The organism is Bacillus sp. WC2507 (assembly GCF_052656125.1).
This window is the reverse complement of sequence record NZ_JBQXPN010000001.1, coordinates 4,401,310-4,421,012: the sequence shown is the minus strand read 5'-3', so window position 1 is coordinate 4,421,012 and position 19,703 is coordinate 4,401,310. Positions and strand designations below refer to the sequence as shown.

Genomic DNA, 19,703 nt, shown 5'->3' with positions numbered 1-19,703 from the left:
CCTTCCTTGTGATGGACTATATTGCACGGAGTTCTTTTGTAATTATATTTAAACAATAGGAAAGACGTGCATGTGTATTTATATCTGGAATGAGGTTTGGAAATAGATTGTAAAATTTGACCGCATTTTTATACCATCCGTAAGCTCTTATCAACCCTTTTTTATAATATTTGGTGTCTTGTAAGAAACCATACTTTTTTGAGGTTAAAACGAGCTGGGAAAAATCTTCACAGCCTTCAAGGAATTTGTGACGTACTTGCTGTCCAGTATGAAGGCGGAATGAACTTAAAGGCTCAGTGATATACATCGCATCACCTTTTGAAAGTAAACTTATCCAAGAGGCCATATCAACACTACAACCATATTTTCTGCCATTTAAAGTGCCGAAAGGTTCTGTTAATAGATTTTTTCTAAAGAGTACGATTGTAGGTTCGCCGATAATATTTTGTCCAGCTAAAAGCATACGGTTTCCAAAATCTTTCCCACTTAGTAGAGTATCTTCGTCATATAATTTTTTCATGGAGGGATGTTGTTCAATTGTATCGCCATTATCATCAATCCAAGTACGATAGGATGTGATAAGTGCGAGATTTTTATTTAAGTCTTGCTGGAAATAAAACATCATTTTTTCGATTTTATTATTATAAAATATATCATCGTCCATTAAGAAATTTATGTACTCTCCATTTGACTGTTCTAAGAGCATAAGGGCGTTATGAAATTGTCCTAGAGTAGAGGCATTTCGAATGTACGTTATATGTTTATGCTTATGTAAATAATGTCTGTATATTAATTTTTCTGTTTCATTATTTGTGCTATCGTCTCCTACGATAATTTCAATATTTGAATACGTTTGTGCTAATGCACTTTCTAGAGCGATTTTAAAATAATGTGGTCGATTATAGGTGGGAATAAGGATGGAAACGAGAGGCGGACCATTTTTAATATTCATATACAACTACCTTTCAGCAATTTTTTGTGTAAGAATAATATCTTGATAGCTTGTATGTTCAGTTCTGCTACACCATGAACCATAATGGGGGGGAGTCTGTACTTTTAACCCATATTTATTTAATAGGGTGCGAATATCTTCCTCAGGATAGGCAACTGCGAAATTCGGGATATCTTTATTTAGTACATAACAATTGTCAATTTGATGATAAAAACCTAACGTACTTAGTCCTGCATTTAAGTAATAGGAAGATTCATGATTAATTAAAAAGAGAGTAATAAAACATCTCCCATCTTTTTTCAGAACTCGTGCAATCTCGCATACGTAATGTTCTAATTCTTTCGGAAGGAGATGGGTAAATACAGACGTTAAAAAAATAAAATCGAATGATTCATCTTCATATGGAAACTTGTATTGGGAGGCATCTTCTTTTCCATCGGGATTGTAGAATTGGTTATATATATCGACATGTTCAAAATGGAAATTGTTACGGCGTGTTGAAATGTTATTTTTGCACCATGTAATTCCCACATTGAATAAGTCAAATCCATAATAAGTACCATCATCGTTTAAATAATTCATTAATGGAACCGCCATTCGGCCGATACCGCAGCCTATATCTAACACTGTCTCATTTGATTTTAAGTTGCCAATTTCAATAAAATACTGCATAAATTCTTTTCCAACCTCTTCAAAGTCACCACCTACATATTGAACGAGTTCTGGGGGTGGAATTAATGTGATTTTTTTCTCATTTTCGTTCATACATTCACTCCGTCCTTGTAGTAAAGTCGGGGATTTCTATTGTATATAAGTTAATCATTTATAGTGAGGGGAACTTTACACGATTGGTTCTTATGAATAAGTAGTGTGATAGAACCCCTCAAAAAATAAAATTGTATGCTATTCTTTTCGCCAATAAATACCGAAATCATCAATTTTAGTAATAGGAGCTTTTAAGTTTCTTTCATTTCTGAAATCTGTTACAGCCTCTGCGCATGTTACCAATCCATAATCATCAATAATCATATAGCCACCTGTTGAAACTTTATCGTATAAGTTTACAAGACTATCCATCGTTGATTCATACATATCACCATCAAGGCGAGCAATTGCAATTTTTTCTACCGGTGCTGAAGGCAATGTATCTTTAAACCAACCCTTTAAAAATTTCACCTGATCATTTAATAAATCGTATTTTCTAAAATTTTCTTGCACTGTTTCTAAAGAAACTCGTAAGTAATCAAATGTGTGTAAATAATCACCGTAATCTTTCGGATATTGTTCTAAGTTAGGTGCTGGCAGACCTTCAAACGAATCGGCAACCCACACAGTACGATCCGTAATGTTGTTTGCTTGTAAAAAACCATTCATAAAAATGCATGATCCTCCGCGCCATACACCAGTTTCAATAAAATCACCTTCTATATTTTCACGGACGACAGTTTCCATAGCCTCATGTAATTGATTCATACGTTTTCGACCAACCATGCTGTGTGCTGCTCTTGGCCAATCCTTGCCGCCTTGCCGCTCATTTTTTGAAACGTTAGGATCAACGATTTTTAAATTGTGATTTTCTACGTATTGCTTAAGAAATAAAGGAAGCGGAACTGTAACTGGTTCATATGATAGCTCTTTAGATATATGTAACGAAGCAGGTAAGTATGGTTCGTATTCTAACCATATTTCAAATAAAATTGTTTTCTTTAATAACTCAAGATAAAGCTGGACAGCAGATTTATTTTCCATATAAGAGCCTCCTGCGGAATGTCATACAACATTATGACTATGTAGAAAAGAAAGATTTAATGATTGAATTGACCAATAAAAAAGCAGTAAAACTGATTTCAGTCTTACTGCTAGGTACAAAATTAAGCGATTTTCTCAATAATAATTGATGCACTGGTACCAAGAGCTAGTGATAATCCAATTCCTGTAACAACTGCTTCAACGAGTGATGGTGTTGTAGTAATTTGTGTAATGGCTTGGATAACGATAGGAGCTCCAAGTGAAATTAAGCTTGTGCCCGCACCCGGTACATTAACTCCATTAACTTGAATTCCAAGACTTCCCAATAAACTTACTGACGCTGTATACGCAATAACAGTAATTTTATAGAAGCCAGTTTCACTAATTACGAAAGTATCAGGGTCCATTTGAGAAATTGCTGTACCAAACTGAGATCCAACAGTATTAAATGGTACGGGATCATTAATTCCAAGAGCTAAAGAAACTGTAGCTGAGTTAAAGGCATACAATCCTGCTGGAAGTCCTAATCCAGAAGGTCCAGTCGGTCCAGTAGGTCCAGTCGGCCCAGTCGGTCCAGTAGGTCCAGTTGGTCCGGTAGCTCCAGTTGGTCCGGTAGCTCCAGTCGGTCCAGTCGGTCCAGTCGGTCCAGTCGGTCCAGTCGGCCCAGTAGGTCCAGTCGGCCCAGTCGGCCCAGTCGGTCCAGTAGGTCCAGTCGGCCCAGTCGGTCCAGTCAGCCCAGTCAGCCCAGTCGGTCCAGTTGGCCCAGTCGGCCCAGTTGGTACAGTTGGTCCAGTCGGTCCAGTAGGTCCAGTTGGCCCAGTCGGTCCAGTTGGCCCAGTTGGTACAGTTGGTCCAGTCGGCCCAGTTGGTCCAGTCGGTCCAGTCGGCCCGGTTGGAAGAGTAAACGGTGGTATTGGTGGTAATGTTGGTCCTACAAGATTAGGGTCAAATGCACTAGCTGATAAAGATTCATCGGGATTTAATCCATCTGAATAATTATTATTTGACATAAATTCACCTCCATAAAGCGTTCATTATATAGTAGATGCAAAACCGGAAGAAAATGACACGGACATTTGAATTATTGAAAAGAAATCTTAAACTGCTTGTGCAAGTTAAAAAAGTGGAAAGTTTATTGTATGTATAACATATGATTGATTTGGAAGAGGGTGATTATGTTGAACAAGCAAGGAATTACAATTAGTTTATGTATGATTGTTCGAGATGAGGAAGATACAATAGGTCGATGTTTAGATGCAGTAGAAAAAATTGTTGATGAAATTATTGTAGTTGATACAGGTTCCATTGATCGTACGAAAGAAATTGTAACTCAATATACCTCTAACATATATGACTTTCCATGGATTAATGATTTTGCGGCAGCTAGAAATTTTTCTTTTTCGAAAGCAACGCAAGAATATATATTATGGCTAGATGCTGATGATGTGTTATTAGAAGATGCTCAAGAGGCATTGAGCCTATTAAAAAGAGAATTAGATCCTAATGTGGATGCTGTTTCGATGCCTTATCATCTTGTAATGGATTCTAACGGGAAACCTTTATATTGTACAAAAAGATATCGACTTGTAAAGCGTGAAAAACAATTTCAATGGTTTGGAAAGGTGCATGAGTATTTAGCTATTTTTGGTGAGATTTTTAATAGTAATGTTGCGATTACGCATAAAAAAGAAAAGAAAGTAACGAACCGTAATTTAAAAATTTTTCAAGATGCTGTAGCAGCTGGAGAAGAATTGAGTCCGAGAGATTTGTTTTATTACGCGAATGAATCTATGGATAATCAAAAATATGATGATGCAGTTCTACTATATGAAACATTTCTTAATCAAGACGAAGGTTGGTATGAAGAGAAAATTTATGCATGTGGTAAATTAGGAGATTGCTATGCAAAGCTTGGAATGTGGGAGAAGGCAGTTGAATCTTGTGTAAAGTCATTTCGGTATGATGTCCCTAGAGGAGAGAATTGTACAAGAATAGGATATATATATATGGATCAACAAAAATACAATGAAGCAATTTTTTGGTTTAAACTTGCAACAGAAGTGCAAATGGCAACAGATAGTCCTTTTCACAGTCCAGCTAGCTACACGTGGATTCCTTATTTACAAATGTGTATTTGTTATAGCAAGTTAGGCGAGCAAGATAAAGCTTATTATTACAATGAATTAGCAGCTTCATATGTTCCAAATAATGCTGCAATTGAATATAACCGCAAATATTTTCGGAGTGTTTTTGATAAGCAATATAAATCGTTATAGGTTGCTTTTTTTAGAAATGGCTTATTGGGATTCTAACTCTAATAGATTGGCTATATAGTAAAGTATTGGTTACATCTATAGACTTTAGATGAGATTTATATTTCTAATTCTAATTCAATTTGCATAAGGAGTGTGTGAAATGAATTCCCAAAAAAATTCTTTATACGAAGAAAAGTCTGGGCATTATTATAATGCAGTGAATCCGAATTTATTAAAGCATATAAAAAAGGAATGGAAAGAAGTTCTTGATATCGGTTGCTCGAGTGGTGCACTGGGAGCTGCCATAAAAGAAAATGGCACACGTGTATCAGGAATCGAGGCATTCCCAGAGGCGGCAGAACAAGCAAAAGAAAAACTAGATCATGTTGTCTTAGGAGATATAGAAACAATGGATATGCCGTATGAGGAGGAGCAATTTGATTGCGTTATATTTGGTGATGTATTAGAGCATTTATTTGATCCGTGGGCTGTAATAGAAAAAGTAAAGCCATATATAAAGCAAAATGGTGTAATTTTGGCTAGTATACCGAACGTTTCTCACATTTCAATATTAGCGCCCTTACTCGCTGGAAATTGGACGTATACAGAATATGGATTATTAGATAAAACGCATATTCGCTTCTTTACATTTAATGAAATGCTACGAATGTTTTTAAAAGCAGGTTATTCGATTAGTAAAGTAGATCGTGTATATGTTGATCATAAAATATATGAACCGCTTATTGAGGAGTTATATGGAATTTGTAAAAAATATCGTCTTGGAAGTGGCTTCATGGCTGAGACGGTTGTATTTCAATATATTATTGAAGCAGAAAAATCACAATTATGAGTACGGCAGATAAAACAATATTATTTGTTACGTGTATAAATGATCGAAAAATGTATGCACAATGTGCAAGGCATATATTACAATTGCCAGTTCCTCCAGGATACACTATACAGTTTATGCCGATTCGGAATGCGAAAAGTATGACGAGCGGATATAATCAAGCAATTTCGCATCCAGCAAAATATAAAGTGTATATACATCAAGATGTTTTCATTGTAAATGTAGGATTTTTATATGGATTACTTCAATTGTTTCAGGAACATGAACATCTTGGAATGATTGGTATGGTTGGAGCCCAATATGTTCCTCCAAATGGAACATGGAATGTAGGCAGAGGAGTTGTTGGAAAAGTAATTGGTTATATGAATGATTTATTTTATATGGCCAGTCAAGAAAAGCCGTACCATGAGTCAAAAACATTTATGCCAGTTGAATGTATTGACGGTTTATTAATGGCAACGCAATACGATATTCCGTGGCGAGAAGACTTGTTTGATGGATTTGACTTTTATGATGTATCTCAATCGTTTGAATTTAGAAAAGCTGGATATACAGTTGGGGTTCCTGTACAGCGTGATGCGTGGTGCATTCACTATCATATTGATGTGAATATGACCAACTATGAAAAGTATAGAAAGATATTTGTGGAGCACTATATGTCAGATGTAAATCAAGACGAATAGAGGGGCTACAAAATGAAAGATCATACAATACTAGTCGTTGTTTGTATAAATAATGAAGAGCTATTTGAACAATGCGAGAGACAAATAAGAAACCTTTTTGTTCCCCCTGGTTATGTCGTACAAATTTTTCCGATACGAGATGCGAAAAGTATGGCAAGTGCATATAACCGAGCACTTTCATATCCCGCGAAGTATAAGGTTTATATACATCAAGACACTTATCTTGTTAATCGAGAGATGTTTTATACACTCATTTCTCTTTTTAAAGATAACGAAAAACTTGGTTTAATTGGCGTAGCTGGTGCTCAGTTTTTACCGAGCAACGGGATATGGTGGGAAGGGAAAAATTTAGTAGGGAAAGTGATTGAGTACAGAAGACAGAATTATCAATTATTAAATTTAGATCAGCTGTTTTATGGGAATCAATCATTTATGTCAGTTCAGGCAATTGATGGATTATTAATGGCCACACAATATGATATTCCGTGGCGAGAAGACTTGTTTCAAGGATTCCACTTTTATGATGTGTCGCAGTCTTTAGAGTTTCAAAAGGCGGGTTATTTAATTGGTGTCCCTAATCAAGCGAATTTATGGTGTATTCACTACAACGGGGATGAGTTTGATGCGGATACATATGAGAAGTATCGGAAAGTGTTTGTAGAACATTACAAAGATATATTATCTCCATCATAAGGGAGAGATGCAGGGTGAAAGGAATTATTTTAGCAGGTGGAACTGGATCGAGATTATATCCAATAACGAAAGTAACGAATAAACATTTGCTTCCTGTTGGACGTTATCCAATGATATATCATGCGGTGTATAAGCTAAAACAATGCGAAATTACAGATATTATGATTATTACAGGTAAAGAGCATATGGGAGATGTTGTTAGTTTTTTAGGAAGCGGTCAAGAGTTTGGTGTGTCCTTTACGTATCGTGTGCAAGATAAGGCTGGCGGAATTGCGCAAGCATTAGGGCTTTGTGAGGATTTCGTCGGGAAAGATCGTATGGTAGTTATATTAGGAGATAATATCTTTTCTGATGATATTCGTCCGTATGTTGAGGAGTTTGCGAGTCAAAAAGAAGGTGCGAAAGTACTGCTGCAATCTGTAGATGATCCGGAGAGATTCGGCGTAGCAAATATTCAAAACCGCAAAATAATTGAAATTGAAGAAAAGCCGAAAGAGCCGAAAAGTTCCTATGCAGTCACAGGAATTTATTTGTATGATTCGAAAGTCTTTTCTTATATAAAAGAATTAAAACCTTCCGCAAGGGGAGAACTTGAAATTACAGATATCAATAATTGGTATTTAAAACGAGGGGTACTTACTTATAATGAAATGAGCGGTTGGTGGACTGATGCAGGAACTCACGTTTCTCTTCAAAGGGCGAATACGTTAGCGCAGGATATAAACCTTGGTAAACAGTTTAACGGAGAATAGGTGAGAATATGAAAGTTATAGAAACAAACTTTACCGACGCAAAATTGTTAGAACCGAGATTATTTGGAGATGAGCGTGGCTTTTTTACTGAAAGTTATAATAAGAAGGTGCTGGAAACATTAGGGGTTACGTATTCATTTGTACAGGATAATGTTTCGTATTCGGCAGAAGCGGGAACGATTCGGGGATTACACTTTCAAAAAAAACCGAAAGCACAAACGAAACTTATTCAAGTTATGCAAGGAGCAATTTATGACGTTATCGTTGATTTGCGAAAAAATTCACCAACGTTTAAACAGTGGAGAGGATATATTTTAAGTGCGGATAATCATCGGCAATTATTAGTGCCAAAAGGATTTGCACATGGTTTTTGTACACTTGTCCCGCATACTATTGTTATGTATAAAGTAGATGAGTATTATAGTGCTGATCATGACTCAGGGGTACTATGGGACGATAAAGACTTAACAATTCCATGGCCGGTAACAAGTCCTATTTTGTCTGACAAGGATCGAATATTACCATCACTTCAGGAATGTGAAGATAGTTTTTGAGTAGGAGAGTTGTTTATGAATATATTAGTAACAGGTGGGGCGGGATTTATTGGAAGTAATTTTGTGCATTACATGTTACAAAGCTATGAAACATATAAAATTATTAATTTCGATGCATTAACATATAGTGGAAACCTAAATAATGTAAAGTCTATTCAAGATCATCCGAATTACTATTTTGTAAAAGGGGAAATTCAAAATGGAGCGCTGCTAGAATATGTTATTCAGGAACGTGACGTGCAAGTAATTGTCAATTTTGCAGCGGAATCACATGTGGACCGCAGTATTGAAAATCCAATCCCTTTTTATGATACAAATGTAATTGGGACAGTCACCTTATTAGAATTAGTAAAAAAATATCCACATATTAAATTCGTCCAAGTATCAACAGATGAGGTGTACGGCTCTTTAGGAAAAACAGGGCGATTTACCGAGGAAACCCCGTTGGCTCCAAATAGTCCATATTCTTCAAGTAAAGCGAGCGCCGATATGATAGCTATATCTTATTATAAAACATATCAATTACCAGTTATAGTAACGCGTTGCTCCAATAACTATGGGCCATATCAATATCCTGAAAAATTAATTCCGTTAATGGTTACGAATGTGCTGGAAGGAAAAAGATTACCGTTATATGGTGATGGATTAAATGTAAGAGATTGGTTACATGTTACGGATCATTGTAGTGCGATTGACGTTGTTCTGCATAAGGGGCGTATAGGAGAGGTATATAATATAGGTGGAAATAATGAAAAAACAAATATAGATGTTGTGGAACAAATCATTACTCTCTTAGGAAAAACAGAAAAAGATATTGAATATGTGGTAGACCGTTTAGGTCATGATCGTCGTTATGCGATTGATGCACAAAAGATGAAGAATGAGCTTGGGTGGGAACCGCAGTATACGTTTGAAAAAGGGCTAGAAGAAACGGTGGAATGGTATGAACATCATATAGAATGGTGGAAACCACTAAAAGAAAAGTAAGGGGCATATCAATGAAAGAACGGATTATCATAACAGGAGCAAATGGTCAATTGGGAAAGCAACTACAAGAAGAGTTAAATCCTGAAGAATATGACATATATCCATTTGATAAAAAGTTACTAGATATAACGAATATATCTCGAATGCAGCAAGTGGTACAAGAAATAAGGCCACATATCATTATTCATTGTGCAGCGTATACGAAGGTTGATCAAGCTGAGAAAGAACGAGATCTTGCTTATGTAATAAATGCAATAGGGGCTCGAAATGTAGCGGTTGCTTCACAATTAGTTGGGGCGAAGTTAGTTTATATTAGTACGGATTATGTATTTCAAGGCGACAGACCGGAGGGGTACGATGAATTTCATAATCCGGCGCCGATAAATATATACGGAGCTTCTAAATATGCGGGAGAGCAGTTCATCAAAGAGTTACATAATAAATACTTTATCGTTCGTACATCGTGGTTATATGGTAAGTATGGAAATAATTTTGTGAAAACGATGATACGATTAGGGAAAGAAAGAGAAGAAGTATCTGTTGTAGCGGATCAAATCGGTTCTCCTACGTATGTGGCGGATTTAAATGTAATGATTAATAAGCTCATTCATACTTCTTTATACGGTACGTATCATGTATCCAATAGAGGATCATGTTCTTGGTTTGATTTTGCAAAGAAAATATTTTCGTATGCAAATATGAAAGTGGATGTATTACCGGTTTCAACTGAAGAATTTGGATCGGCGGCAGCGAGACCAAAATATTCTATTTTCCAACATAACATGCTACGATTAAATGGTTTTTTACAAATGCCTTCTTGGGAAGAAGGATTAGAGCGTTTTTTTATAGAAACAAAAAGTCATTAACAATTTTAAGTTAATGACTTTTTTGTTTGCCTTTAAGAGGTTTTATGTTACTATAATTATAGTATCAGGTACTAATAACAAGTATAAGTATTTCTGGGAGGATATATCATGGAACTATTACAAGGGAAAACATTTGTTGTTATGGGCGTTGCGAACCAAAGAAGTATTGCATGGGGAATTGCTCGCTCTTTGCATAATGCAGGTGCAAAATTAATCTTCACATATGCAGGAGAACGTTTAGAGAGAAATGTTCGTGAATTAGCGGATACATTAGAAGGACAAGAATCACTTGTATTACCTTGTGATGTAACAAATGATGAAGAACTTACAGCTTGTTTTGAAACAATCAAGCAAGAAGTTGGTACAATTCACGGTGTTGCACATTGTATTGCTTTTGCAAATCGTGATGATTTAAAAGGTGAATTTGTAGATACTTCTCGCGATGGATTTTTACTTGCACAAAATATTAGTGCATTCTCTTTAACAGCTGTAGCAAGAGAAGCGAAGAAAGTAATGACAGAAGGCGGAAATATTTTAACGTTAACATATCTTGGCGGCGAGCGCGTTGTGAAAAACTATAACGTTATGGGTGTTGCGAAAGCTTCATTAGAAGCGAGCGTGAAATATTTAGCTAACGATTTAGGTCAACATGGCATTCGCGTTAACGCTATTTCTGCAGGTCCAATTCGTACGCTATCTGCAAAAGGTGTAGGCGACTTTAACTCAATCTTAAGAGAAATTGAGGAGCGCGCACCACTTCGTCGTACAACAACGCCAGAAGAAGTTGGGGATACAGCGGTATTCTTATTCAGTGATTTAGCACGCGGCGTAACAGGAGAAAACATTCACGTTGATTCAGGGTATCATATCCTAGGATAAATATAATATTCATTTTTAAAGGACAATCTCTAAATGTTGAGATTGTCCTTTTTATTTGTTCTTAGAAAGAACGATTTTTAACGAAAGTTCTTACCACGTTATGAATATAACTATAATAGTACACGATTTATTCAGCTACGTATGGAAGTGGGAGGGACGAGTGTGAAGAATAAAAATAAAAGTTCAACAGTTGGAAAACCGTTGTTATATATTGCACAAGTAAGTTTAGAACTTGCTGCACCGAAAATAAAAAGGATTATCTTAACAAATTTTAGGAATGAGGATCAGAAAGAGGAAAGTAATAGAAATGAAAATGAAAATGAAAATGCTGTAAGTAGTGCTGTGGAAGAGGTGATAGAACAACAAGAAGAACAGCAGGTAGAAGAAAAAATAGAAGAAGAGGAACAAGTACAAGAGCAGCAAGAGCCAGTGAGAACTGTTCCGTATAATAAATCATTTAAGGATATGAACAATGAAGAGAAAATTCATTTTTTATTAAACCGTCCTCATTACATTCCTAAAGTAAGGTGCAGAATAAAAACGACCACAGTTTCTTATATTGGATCGATCATATCGTATCGTAATGGAATTGTAGCTATTATGCCGCCAAATAGTATGAGAGATATTAGGTTATCTATAGAAGAGATAAAATCAATTGATATGGCCGGTTTTTAAATATGTAAAGGTGGTAGAAATCTTCTACCACCCCAATAGTTTTTTAGTTCACTTTACTTATTAGATAGAAACGTCGCGTAAGCACTGAATCGCACAGAAACAGTTTAAATCAACAGTAATACAAGTAGATGTCGATACTAATCTTGCATTTGGTACAGCTAAAAACGTACAAATTGGATTATCACCAGGTGGTACCGGAGAACCGTCACCTAATACAACAGTTAACACACGTAGCACAGCACAGCTATCATCATCTACACTTTCCACACGGAAAATGGGAGACTGGCAGCTAACAAGGCTTGCAGATGGTGCAAATGCTTCAAATGGCGTTCCCGCTTTTGTGTATAAAATAAAAGGGCGTGTATTCGCTACCGATGCAGTGTTGTGTGCGCCTAAAAATGGAATTTCACAACCAGATCCACATGTTGTTGTAGAACAATCTTGTAATTCATTGATGAATTTTACAACGTCAACTACACAATGAGAAGAGCTATGGTGTTTATTTTCGTTACAACTCATTAATGTCACTCCTTATCTTCTTGTTTGTATTTACATTAATAAGATATTGGAGTCGAGGAGATTTGGTCACAATCTCAAGAGCTTTTTTTTTAAATAGGCGAAAGAAGATAAGGGAAGGTGGAATCATGCTGTTTACAAGTTGGCTTTTATTTTTCATTTTCGCGTTAGCTGCTTTTAGGCTCACCCGTTTAATTGTTTATGATAAAATTACAGTTTTTTTGCGAAGACCGTTTATTGATGAAGTAGAGATTACAGAGCCGGATGGAAGTGTATCAACTTTTACAAAAGTAAAAGGTAAAGGATTAAGAAAGTGGATTGGAGAATTATTAAGCTGTTATTGGTGTACAGGTGTATGGGTTAGTGCTTTTTTATTAGTTTTATATAATTGGATTCCTATCGTTGCAGAGCCGTTACTTGCATTATTAGCTATTGCAGGAGCAGCAGCAATTATTGAAACGATTACAGGATATTTTATGGGAGAATAATATATTTTCATAATACGAGAGAAAGCGGAGTTCAAAAGAATGAGGGAACGGAAATAAAGAGTTGTTCATATAGTAAATAGACAGAATTGACAGTAGAGGAGATGTTTGCTGTGAGCAATAATCCAAGGCAAAATTCATATGACCTGCAGCAATGGTATAATATGCAGCAACAACACCAAGCACAACAACAGGCATATCAAGAACAATTACAGCAACAAGGATTTGTGAAGAAAAAGGGATGTAATTGTGGGAAAAAGAAAAACACAATAAAACATTATGAAGAATGAAACACTCATATTACTGTGAGTGTTTTTTATTATAAATATAAAAAGCGGTATTTCTAAGGAAGAAATACCGCTTTTTACTAGCTAATTTGTGCAACTGTTAATGCTGCCGCACGGATGTCTACAGTTCCAATTAACTCAACTGGTACAATTTGAATTAAATCGCCAGGGTTTAAGTTAATCAGAATAACACCACTGGATACGTCTACTTCACCAGTACCAATAACGTTAGAACGAACTGCTGTACCTGATCCAGGAATAATGTTAGCTGGCGTACCTAATGATAAGAAGAAACGACCAGCTTCTGGTGCAACAGGTGCGTTATCAAGACTAATTGTTAATGTATAACTGATTTGATAAATACCAGCTCGTAGAATTCGAATGCCATCTCCGACACTTACTGTATCATTTATTACAGGAACAGTAATATTTGGGTTTGGACTTACGCTAGGTAATAGTAGTGGTGTAAATAATGAAGCGAACTGAGGGGCAGAAGCGTTGAAAGCAAAACCGAAGGCAGGTAGTGTACTAGCTGGTTTCGCCTCACAATCGATTTTAGTAAATTCGCAATCAGAAGAGAACATGTTTTTCACTCCTTTATCTGTTTCTACTTTCAGTTAATGAAAAGGACAGGTTCTATGTTCTAGACAAGTTCCCAATTTTATAAAAAATACATAATAATACCTTTTAAGCATGGATTGGGTGGCAGAAAACTCTGCCACCCAATCCATGCTTAAATTAGTATTTAGTTTATAGAAACATCGCGTAAGCATTGAATAGCGCAGAAGCAACTTAAATCAACAGTAAGACAAGTGTTGGTCGATATTAGTCTTGCATTTGGTACAGCTAAAAACGTACAGATTGGGTTGTCACCAGGTGGTACAGGAGAACCATCACCTAATACTACAGTTAATACACGTAATACAGCGCAGTCATCATCATCTATACTTTCTACGCGGAAAATGGGAGATTGGCAGCTAGTAAGGCTTGCAGATGGTGCAAAGGCTTCAAAAGGTATTCCGGCTTTTGTGTATAAAATAAAAGGACGTGTATTCGCTACGGATGCACTATTATGTGCGCCTAAAAACGGAACTTCGCAACCAGATCCACATGTTGTCGTTGCACATTCTTGTAGTTCATGTATAAAACGGACGACATTGGATACACAATTGAAATCAAAATCATGGTCATGATGGTCTTCGTTACAATTGCAGCTCATTATGTTCACTCCTTATCGTGAGTTCTGACATACACTATTACAATATGAACGGGATATGGCTGATATTACGTTAATTCTCATGATGAAAACAAGGAATTTATATGAGAGGGATGTACATAATGCAATATAAAAAAAAAGACATCCTTATTTGGTGGATGTCTTTTCAGGGAAATCTTTGCGTACTGTATATAAAAAGCGGGATATATCTAATTTCTTTCCTCTGAAAAATTGTGGGGAGGAAATGTAAAGTTCTTCTTTCGCACGTGTAATTGCGACATAAAGTAGTCGGCGTTCTTCTTCTAAAGCTTCAGAAGTCTCTGTAACGCGATCATTTGCATCTTTTAAAGAAGAAGTATGGGGCAAAATACCATCGCTTGCTCCAAGTAAAAAGACGCATGGAAATTCAAGGCCTTTTGCGTTATGAATAGACATAAGAGAAACAGCATCTTTTTGCGGCATTGTTTTTAATGCTTCCATTTCTTTTTGACCTTGAATTGCTTCAGCAATAAATTGTAAATAAGCTGGAATATCGGTGAAACGATTTGCTGATTCCATTAATTCTTCTAACATTTCTTCTTGTATATCTTTATGCATCGTAAAGGAAGAACGATCGTTACTTTGTAAGTACTCTAAATATTTCCCCTTACCATGAATAATTTCTTTTAATGCTTTTTTCGGTTCTAATTCTTTTATAAATTTAATAAAATCGATGCGCTCATTTACCTTTTTCACTTGAAAAGGTTTCAAGCTCGGATTTAATAGTAAGAAATGAAGAAGAGAAGGGAAACGGCCCTCACCATATTTCCATTGTTCACGTTCAATAAATGAAATACAATCATCACGCCCGATATACATCGTTGGCAATATATTTGAAAGTGATTCTAGTCGAAACGGTTCAATTACTAGCCGTAAATGATCTAATACAGGCTTAATTAAAGAATGTTCATAAAATGACTGACTCGCACCGTGTTTGATAAACGGGATTTTGTGAATTGTAAGCTGGTCAAGTAACGAACGGCTTACAGAATGTGTGCGATACAGTAAACAAAAATCTTTATAGTTTCGTTCGCCGCTATCTACCTTTTCTTGAATGAGCTGCAAAATTTGATTTGCTTCATCAAGAGTCGTAGCCGGTCGTGCATAAAAAGGTTGTACACCTTCTTCGCGCACAGAATATAGCTCCTTATCAAAACGCTCTTGATTTAGTTTGATAACTTCATTTCCAAGTCCGACGATAAATGGATTGGATCGGTAATTCGTATTAAGTGCGATAATCGTAGTGTTATCAAATTCTTTTGGAAAAGATAAAATAATTTGGTGACTTGCTCCTCGCCAGCCATATATCGCCTGGTCGTCATCACCTGCGATAAATAAATTATTTCTTGGCGAAGCTAACAATTTTACAATTTCATATTGTGCATACGATGTATCTTGGAACTCATCTACTTCAATATAGTGGAACCGTTGTTGTAATTGGGTAAGTAAAGGAGCATTATTTTCTAACATATAATATGTTTCTAATAAGATGTCATCGAAATCGATATAATTATATCGTTGTTTCACTTCTTCAAAACGTTCATATACTTCTTTAAATTCTTGTTCAACGGGTGTTTTTGCTTTTACATCTTTCGGACGATTCAATTTGTTTTTCTCAAGTGAAATCATCGCGAGCATCGTTTCAGCATCATAAGCATCTTTTAAACGTAACTCTTTTAAAATTTTCTTTATCATAATTTGTTTATGTTTTTCGTTTGCTAAAATTTGCTGATTATATCCTTGACTACGAAGCAATTTTAAAAAGACAGAGTGGAACGTACCAGCAACAACGTAGCTACTTGCTGCATGATTCATACCTGGTAAATTCGCTACACGATTTCGGATTTCTTCAGCCGCTTTTTGTGTAAATGTAAGCAATAAAATATTTCGTGGATGAACTTGTTTTACATTTACTAAATAACCTACTCGAGTTGTTAAAACAGATGTTTTTCCGCTTCCGGCACCAGCTAATGTAAGGACTGGACCTTCTGTCGTTCGGACGGCTTCTAATTGTTTCTCGTTTAAAAATACATTTTGCTGTTCGAGAGCGCGGAAATACGCTGCATCTGCATCTTCTTCCATAATTAAATGGGTAGATGTTTTCGGAATATGATATGTTGCACGTGGAATATCAGCGTGCGTTAATGATTTTTGTGAAAATTTTTCTTGTGTCATATATTCACCTTCAAAACTATAGCATCAACATTTAACTTTAGCGGAAGAAAAAGAAAATAGCAATGTAAAAAACAGGAGGGGATACCTCCTGTTTTCAAATTACAATTCTTTTATCATAACGATGTGAGGAATATTTGCTTCCATAAATACATCAGAATTCGTTACATATCCAAGTTTCTTATAGAAATCTTCAGCATGTGTTTGGGCATGTAACTTTAATTTTGGTAGCGAGTGTTCCTTCGCATATGCTTCAAGTGCATCCATAACAATTTTTCCAATGCCTTTTTTACGATGGGAAGCTAGTACGCAAATGCGTTCCATTTTTCCTATTCCATCCAGTATGCGAAAACGACCAGCACCAACTGGAACATCATTATCATATATAACAACGTGTGTCGAAGTTTCTTCAAACTCATCATACTCTTCGTCAGCAGAAACTTGTTGCTCATTCACAAATACTTGCTTACGTACAGAGAATGCATCTCTTAGTTGTTCGTCTGTTTGTACGATCTGTGCATGCAAATTAGTTGTTCCCCTTTCCAAGGTGGAATGTTTCGTATACAGTCCACGTTCCGTTTTCTAATTGATATAGAAGATGGAAGCGATCAATTGGTTGTTCATAATAGAAATCTTTCATACGTAATCGACCTAATACATCAGCATGCTCTGCATCTGATAAGCCTTGTCCGATTGTTAAATGAGGTACGAAAGCGTATTCGCGTTCTTGTGTGAAGAATTCGCTATGCATTTCCTCATTTAAGAAAGTAAGTTCAGGTGTTTTTTCTACTTTAAAATAAAGAACATTATTAACCGGTGCGAATGAACCAACTTTTCCGACATGAAGGGTGAAAGGGTTCGTTTTACTTGCGATTGTATGTAACTCGTTTACAATCGATTCTAGTTGATCATCTTGCGTCTCAAAGGGTGTTTTCAATGTAATATGTGGCGGAACTAATGCGTAGTGCGGATCATAACGTTTACGCAATCCGTTCGCTTTATCTTGAATCATTTTAGATGGAAAAATTACAATGCCTAATTTCATGTTCCAATTCCTCCCTTTGTAAGTCTAGTTAGATTTTGAGAAAATAACTCTCTTAATCTATTATATCAAATTATTCTGAATACTGCTCTCTATTATTTCATTGATAGCATATGAGAGAAAGCTTTCGGTAAATCAGTTTGCCAATATTTCCACGTATGATTACCTTCGAACTCCTCGTAATGCGTGGTGAAATTTCTATCTGTCAGAAGTGTATTGAGCTCACGGTTCGGTTGTACGAAATCAGATACTTGCCCATCAGTGCGCTTTACAGCTGTTTCTTCTGTCCCAATGACGTGATAAAGCTCTAGCGCTTCCGGAGTTTTGAAGTCTTTTGCTAAGTTCATCACTGTTTCGTCCACAAATGGTGATTGCATAACGACTTTACCAAATGTATGCGGATACATAAGTGCGGTCATAAAGGAAACTGTTCCGCCAAGAGAATCACCAATTAACACACGACCTTTTCCCATTTGGTACGTTGGATAATTTTCATCGATATATGGTGCAAGCTCATGAGCAAGGAAACGAATGTAAGCAGCATTCTTTACATCGCTCGGGAAATATTTTTCCTTACGATCGTGTACATTTTTATATGGAATACCGACAATAATTGTACGGTCAATTTCTTCAGTTTCACGAAGGCGCTCAATTACACGGTGTGCTTTCCCAAGCTGAAAATAATCTCTACCATCTTGTGCAATTACAACTGTATGTTTGTGCAGTGGTGTGTAATTTACTGGTAAGTAAACGAGCAGTGTAACATCTTCTTGAAGTGATGCACTATAAAATGAAATTTCTTCAATTCTCCCTATTGTTTGATTCATATGGATCCCCCTAAATAAAAATTTACTGTAATGATTGTAAGAGCGACGCTTGTAGTGAAAAAGAAAGCAATATTCACTAATAGGTGCTTTCGTTTCTATTTTACCATAATGGTACGAAGAATCTAAAAAATTAGTATTTAAGTTAGGAAAGAAAACGGATATAATGAAGTGGGATTTTTGACAGGTGAGAGGGGAGACAAGGTTTGAAACAAGAAAAATCAATCGCACTACCATTAGCAATTTCAATTATAGCAATTTCATTCGCAGCAGTTTTTGTAAAGATGTCCTCAGCACCATCTTCTATTTTAAGTATGTATCGATTATGGATTATCGTGCTTATTATGCTGCCAATCGTTTGGAAAAAGCGGGAAGAGTTTAGTAGGATTCAAAGAAAAGATTGGGGATTTTTAATTGGATCTGGTTTCTTTTTAGCGCTTCATTTTCTTTTATGGTTTGAATCTTTAAAGCATACGACAGTTGCTAGTTCGACGATTATTTTAGCACTTCAACCAATCGTATCTTTAGTTGGAGGGTTTTTCTTATTTAAAGAAAGAACAACATACTCAGCTATTGCGACAATGGGAATTGCGATACTAGGTGTAATGTGTATTGGCTGGGGAGATTTAGGGCTAAGTGAACAAGCGATTTATGGGGATATATTATCCTTTTTAAGTGTGATAGCAGTTGTCGGTTATTTATTTATCGGGCAAACGACAGTAAAGAAAGTATCACACTGGATTTACAGCTTTACAGTTTTTGCATTCGCAGGTATTTTTATGGGGATTTATAATATAGTATTGCAAGTGCCTTTTACAGGTTATACGAAGTGGGACTGGACCGTTTTTCTTTTACTTGCGATTGTACCCACAGTGTCACATGTCATTAATAACTGGTTATTAAACTACGTAAATGCAACAACAATTTCAATGAGTATTTTAGGAGAACCAGTTGGAGCAACTATACTAGCGTTCTTCTTACTTGGGGAAAAATTAAACGCAATGCAAATTATCGGTAGCATGCTCGTATTGTTTGGTGTATCTGTTTTCTTACTACAGCAACAAAAACGAACAGCAAAAAATGTAGTGAACGAACCGGCTTATACACAGGAATTATAACGAGCCTATTCTAATATACGAAAAGAGAAGTTATTGGTAACTTCTCTTTTTTTGTTCTATGCAGAAAATAAAACAGATCAATAGGGGGAATTCCAGCCATATAGCATGA

At 36.1% G+C, this 19,703-nt stretch carries 24 protein-coding genes; 13 read left to right on the top strand and 11 right to left on the bottom strand.

The genetic code is table 11. The features are described 5' to 3' along the window. Positions 1 to 16 precede the first annotated feature (16 nt). From ACUN28_RS23330 to ACUN28_RS23315, 4 genes are all read right to left on the bottom strand, one after another. Complete coding sequence (locus ACUN28_RS23330) at positions 17 to 952, bottom strand: glycosyltransferase family 2 protein (RefSeq protein ID WP_016088879.1); 936 nt, start codon at positions 950 to 952, stop codon at positions 17 to 19. A gap of 6 nt (positions 953 to 958) precedes the next feature. Next, positions 959 to 1,717: a class I SAM-dependent methyltransferase gene (locus tag ACUN28_RS23325; protein WP_016088878.1), complete on the bottom strand. Its 759-nt coding sequence runs from the start codon at positions 1,715 to 1,717 to the stop codon at positions 959 to 961. 138 nt (positions 1,718 to 1,855) lie between these two features. Continuing rightward, positions 1,856 to 2,701 carry a TylF/MycF family methyltransferase gene (locus tag ACUN28_RS23320; protein ID WP_016088877.1) on the bottom strand — a complete coding sequence of 282 codons (846 nt, stop codon included), beginning with the start codon at positions 2,699 to 2,701 and terminating at the stop codon, positions 1,856 to 1,858. A 122-nt stretch (positions 2,702 to 2,823) separates the two neighbouring features. Beyond that, positions 2,824 to 3,711, bottom strand: coding sequence for a BclA C-terminal domain-containing protein (locus ACUN28_RS23315; protein WP_016088876.1), 888 nt, complete (start codon positions 3,709 to 3,711; stop codon positions 2,824 to 2,826). A 165-nt stretch (positions 3,712 to 3,876) separates the two neighbouring features. Between ACUN28_RS23315 and ACUN28_RS23310 the strand changes: the two genes are divergently transcribed. The 10 genes from ACUN28_RS23310 (at position 3,877) to ACUN28_RS23265 (ending at position 11,895) form a co-directional block, all read left to right on the top strand. Beyond that, positions 3,877 to 4,977 (top strand): glycosyltransferase, encoded by a 1,101-nt coding sequence (locus tag ACUN28_RS23310; RefSeq protein WP_016088875.1) that lies wholly within the window; start codon positions 3,877 to 3,879, stop codon positions 4,975 to 4,977. Positions 4,978 to 5,116: 139 nt separating this feature from the next. After that, positions 5,117 to 5,806, top strand: a complete 690-nt coding sequence (locus ACUN28_RS23305; protein ID WP_016088874.1) for a class I SAM-dependent methyltransferase — start codon at positions 5,117 to 5,119, stop codon at positions 5,804 to 5,806. Continuing rightward, positions 5,803 to 6,489 (top strand): glycosyltransferase family protein, encoded by a 687-nt coding sequence (locus ACUN28_RS23300; protein WP_016088873.1) that lies wholly within the window; start codon positions 5,803 to 5,805, stop codon positions 6,487 to 6,489. Before ACUN28_RS23305 ends, ACUN28_RS23300 begins: the two co-directional genes overlap by 4 nt. Positions 6,490 to 6,501: 12 nt before the next feature. Beyond that, on the top strand, positions 6,502 to 7,182 hold the full coding sequence (locus tag ACUN28_RS23295) for a glycosyltransferase family protein (RefSeq protein ID WP_016088872.1): 681 nt from the start codon (positions 6,502 to 6,504) through the stop codon (positions 7,180 to 7,182). Between the two features lie 14 nt (positions 7,183 to 7,196). Further along, positions 7,197 to 7,934: a sugar phosphate nucleotidyltransferase gene (locus ACUN28_RS23290; RefSeq protein ID WP_016088871.1), complete on the top strand. Its 738-nt coding sequence runs from the start codon at positions 7,197 to 7,199 to the stop codon at positions 7,932 to 7,934. An 8-nt stretch (positions 7,935 to 7,942) separates the two neighbouring features. Continuing rightward, positions 7,943 to 8,488 (top strand): dTDP-4-dehydrorhamnose 3,5-epimerase, encoded by a 546-nt coding sequence (rfbC, locus tag ACUN28_RS23285; protein WP_016088870.1) that lies wholly within the window; start codon positions 7,943 to 7,945, stop codon positions 8,486 to 8,488. A 15-nt stretch (positions 8,489 to 8,503) separates the two neighbouring features. Continuing rightward, a complete protein-coding gene (rfbB, locus tag ACUN28_RS23280; RefSeq protein ID WP_016088869.1) occupies positions 8,504 to 9,475 on the top strand; it encodes a dTDP-glucose 4,6-dehydratase in 972 nt (323 codons plus the stop codon). 11 nt (positions 9,476 to 9,486) lie between these two features. Then, the gene (rfbD, locus tag ACUN28_RS23275) at positions 9,487 to 10,341 is read left to right on the top strand and encodes a dTDP-4-dehydrorhamnose reductase (protein WP_016088868.1); all 855 of its coding nucleotides are present in this window, start codon (positions 9,487 to 9,489) and stop codon (positions 10,339 to 10,341) included. A gap of 108 nt (positions 10,342 to 10,449) precedes the next feature. Beyond that, positions 10,450 to 11,220: an enoyl-ACP reductase FabI gene (gene fabI, locus ACUN28_RS23270; RefSeq protein WP_000421885.1), complete on the top strand. Its 771-nt coding sequence runs from the start codon at positions 10,450 to 10,452 to the stop codon at positions 11,218 to 11,220. Between the two features lie 141 nt (positions 11,221 to 11,361). Next, positions 11,362 to 11,895 (top strand): CotO family spore coat protein, encoded by a 534-nt coding sequence (locus ACUN28_RS23265; protein ID WP_080118053.1) that lies wholly within the window; start codon positions 11,362 to 11,364, stop codon positions 11,893 to 11,895. Between the two features lie 60 nt (positions 11,896 to 11,955). Here ACUN28_RS23265 and exsY read toward each other — a convergent pair whose 3' ends face one another. After that, entirely contained in the window at positions 11,956 to 12,414 is a 459-nt protein-coding gene (gene exsY, locus ACUN28_RS23260; RefSeq protein ID WP_016088866.1) for an exosporium assembly protein ExsY, read from the bottom strand. A 125-nt stretch (positions 12,415 to 12,539) separates the two neighbouring features. On the opposite strand from exsY, the gene ACUN28_RS23255 reads away from it, so the two are divergent. Together ACUN28_RS23255 and ACUN28_RS23250 are read left to right on the top strand one after the other, a co-directional pair. Then, positions 12,540 to 12,899 (top strand): DUF1360 domain-containing protein, encoded by a 360-nt coding sequence (locus ACUN28_RS23255; protein WP_016088865.1) that lies wholly within the window; start codon positions 12,540 to 12,542, stop codon positions 12,897 to 12,899. 101 nt (positions 12,900 to 13,000) lie between these two features. Further along, positions 13,001 to 13,186 (top strand): hypothetical protein, encoded by a 186-nt coding sequence (locus ACUN28_RS23250; RefSeq protein WP_033659643.1) that lies wholly within the window; start codon positions 13,001 to 13,003, stop codon positions 13,184 to 13,186. Positions 13,187 to 13,263: 77 nt separating this feature from the next. On the opposite strand, the gene exsF is transcribed toward ACUN28_RS23250, so the two are convergent. The 6 genes from exsF to ACUN28_RS23220 all read right to left on the bottom strand — a co-directional run bounded on the left by exsF (position 13,264) and on the right by ACUN28_RS23220 (position 18,479). Then, entirely contained in the window at positions 13,264 to 13,767 is a 504-nt protein-coding gene (gene exsF, locus ACUN28_RS23245; RefSeq protein WP_000492933.1) for an exosporium protein ExsF, read from the bottom strand. 161 nt (positions 13,768 to 13,928) lie between these two features. Continuing rightward, a complete protein-coding gene (cotY, locus tag ACUN28_RS23240) occupies positions 13,929 to 14,402 on the bottom strand; it encodes a spore coat protein CotY (RefSeq protein ID WP_016088864.1) in 474 nt (157 codons plus the stop codon). Positions 14,403 to 14,546: 144 nt separating this feature from the next. Further along, the gene (locus tag ACUN28_RS23235) at positions 14,547 to 16,613 is read right to left on the bottom strand and encodes an ATP-dependent helicase (RefSeq protein WP_016088863.1); all 2,067 of its coding nucleotides are present in this window, start codon (positions 16,611 to 16,613) and stop codon (positions 14,547 to 14,549) included. 99 nt (positions 16,614 to 16,712) lie between these two features. Then, positions 16,713 to 17,135 carry a GNAT family N-acetyltransferase gene (locus ACUN28_RS23230; RefSeq protein WP_016088862.1) on the bottom strand — a complete coding sequence of 141 codons (423 nt, stop codon included), beginning with the start codon at positions 17,133 to 17,135 and terminating at the stop codon, positions 16,713 to 16,715. Between the two features lies 1 nt (position 17,136). Next, positions 17,137 to 17,655: a YjcG family protein gene (locus ACUN28_RS23225; protein WP_016088861.1), complete on the bottom strand. Its 519-nt coding sequence runs from the start codon at positions 17,653 to 17,655 to the stop codon at positions 17,137 to 17,139. Positions 17,656 to 17,747: 92 nt separating this feature from the next. Next, on the bottom strand, positions 17,748 to 18,479 hold the full coding sequence (locus ACUN28_RS23220; RefSeq protein WP_016088860.1) for an alpha/beta hydrolase: 732 nt from the start codon (positions 18,477 to 18,479) through the stop codon (positions 17,748 to 17,750). 203 nt (positions 18,480 to 18,682) lie between these two features. On the opposite strand from ACUN28_RS23220, the gene ACUN28_RS23215 reads away from it, so the two are divergent. After that, positions 18,683 to 19,594, top strand: a complete 912-nt coding sequence (locus ACUN28_RS23215; protein WP_016088859.1) for a DMT family transporter — start codon at positions 18,683 to 18,685, stop codon at positions 19,592 to 19,594. Positions 19,595 to 19,703: the final 109 nt, after the last annotated feature.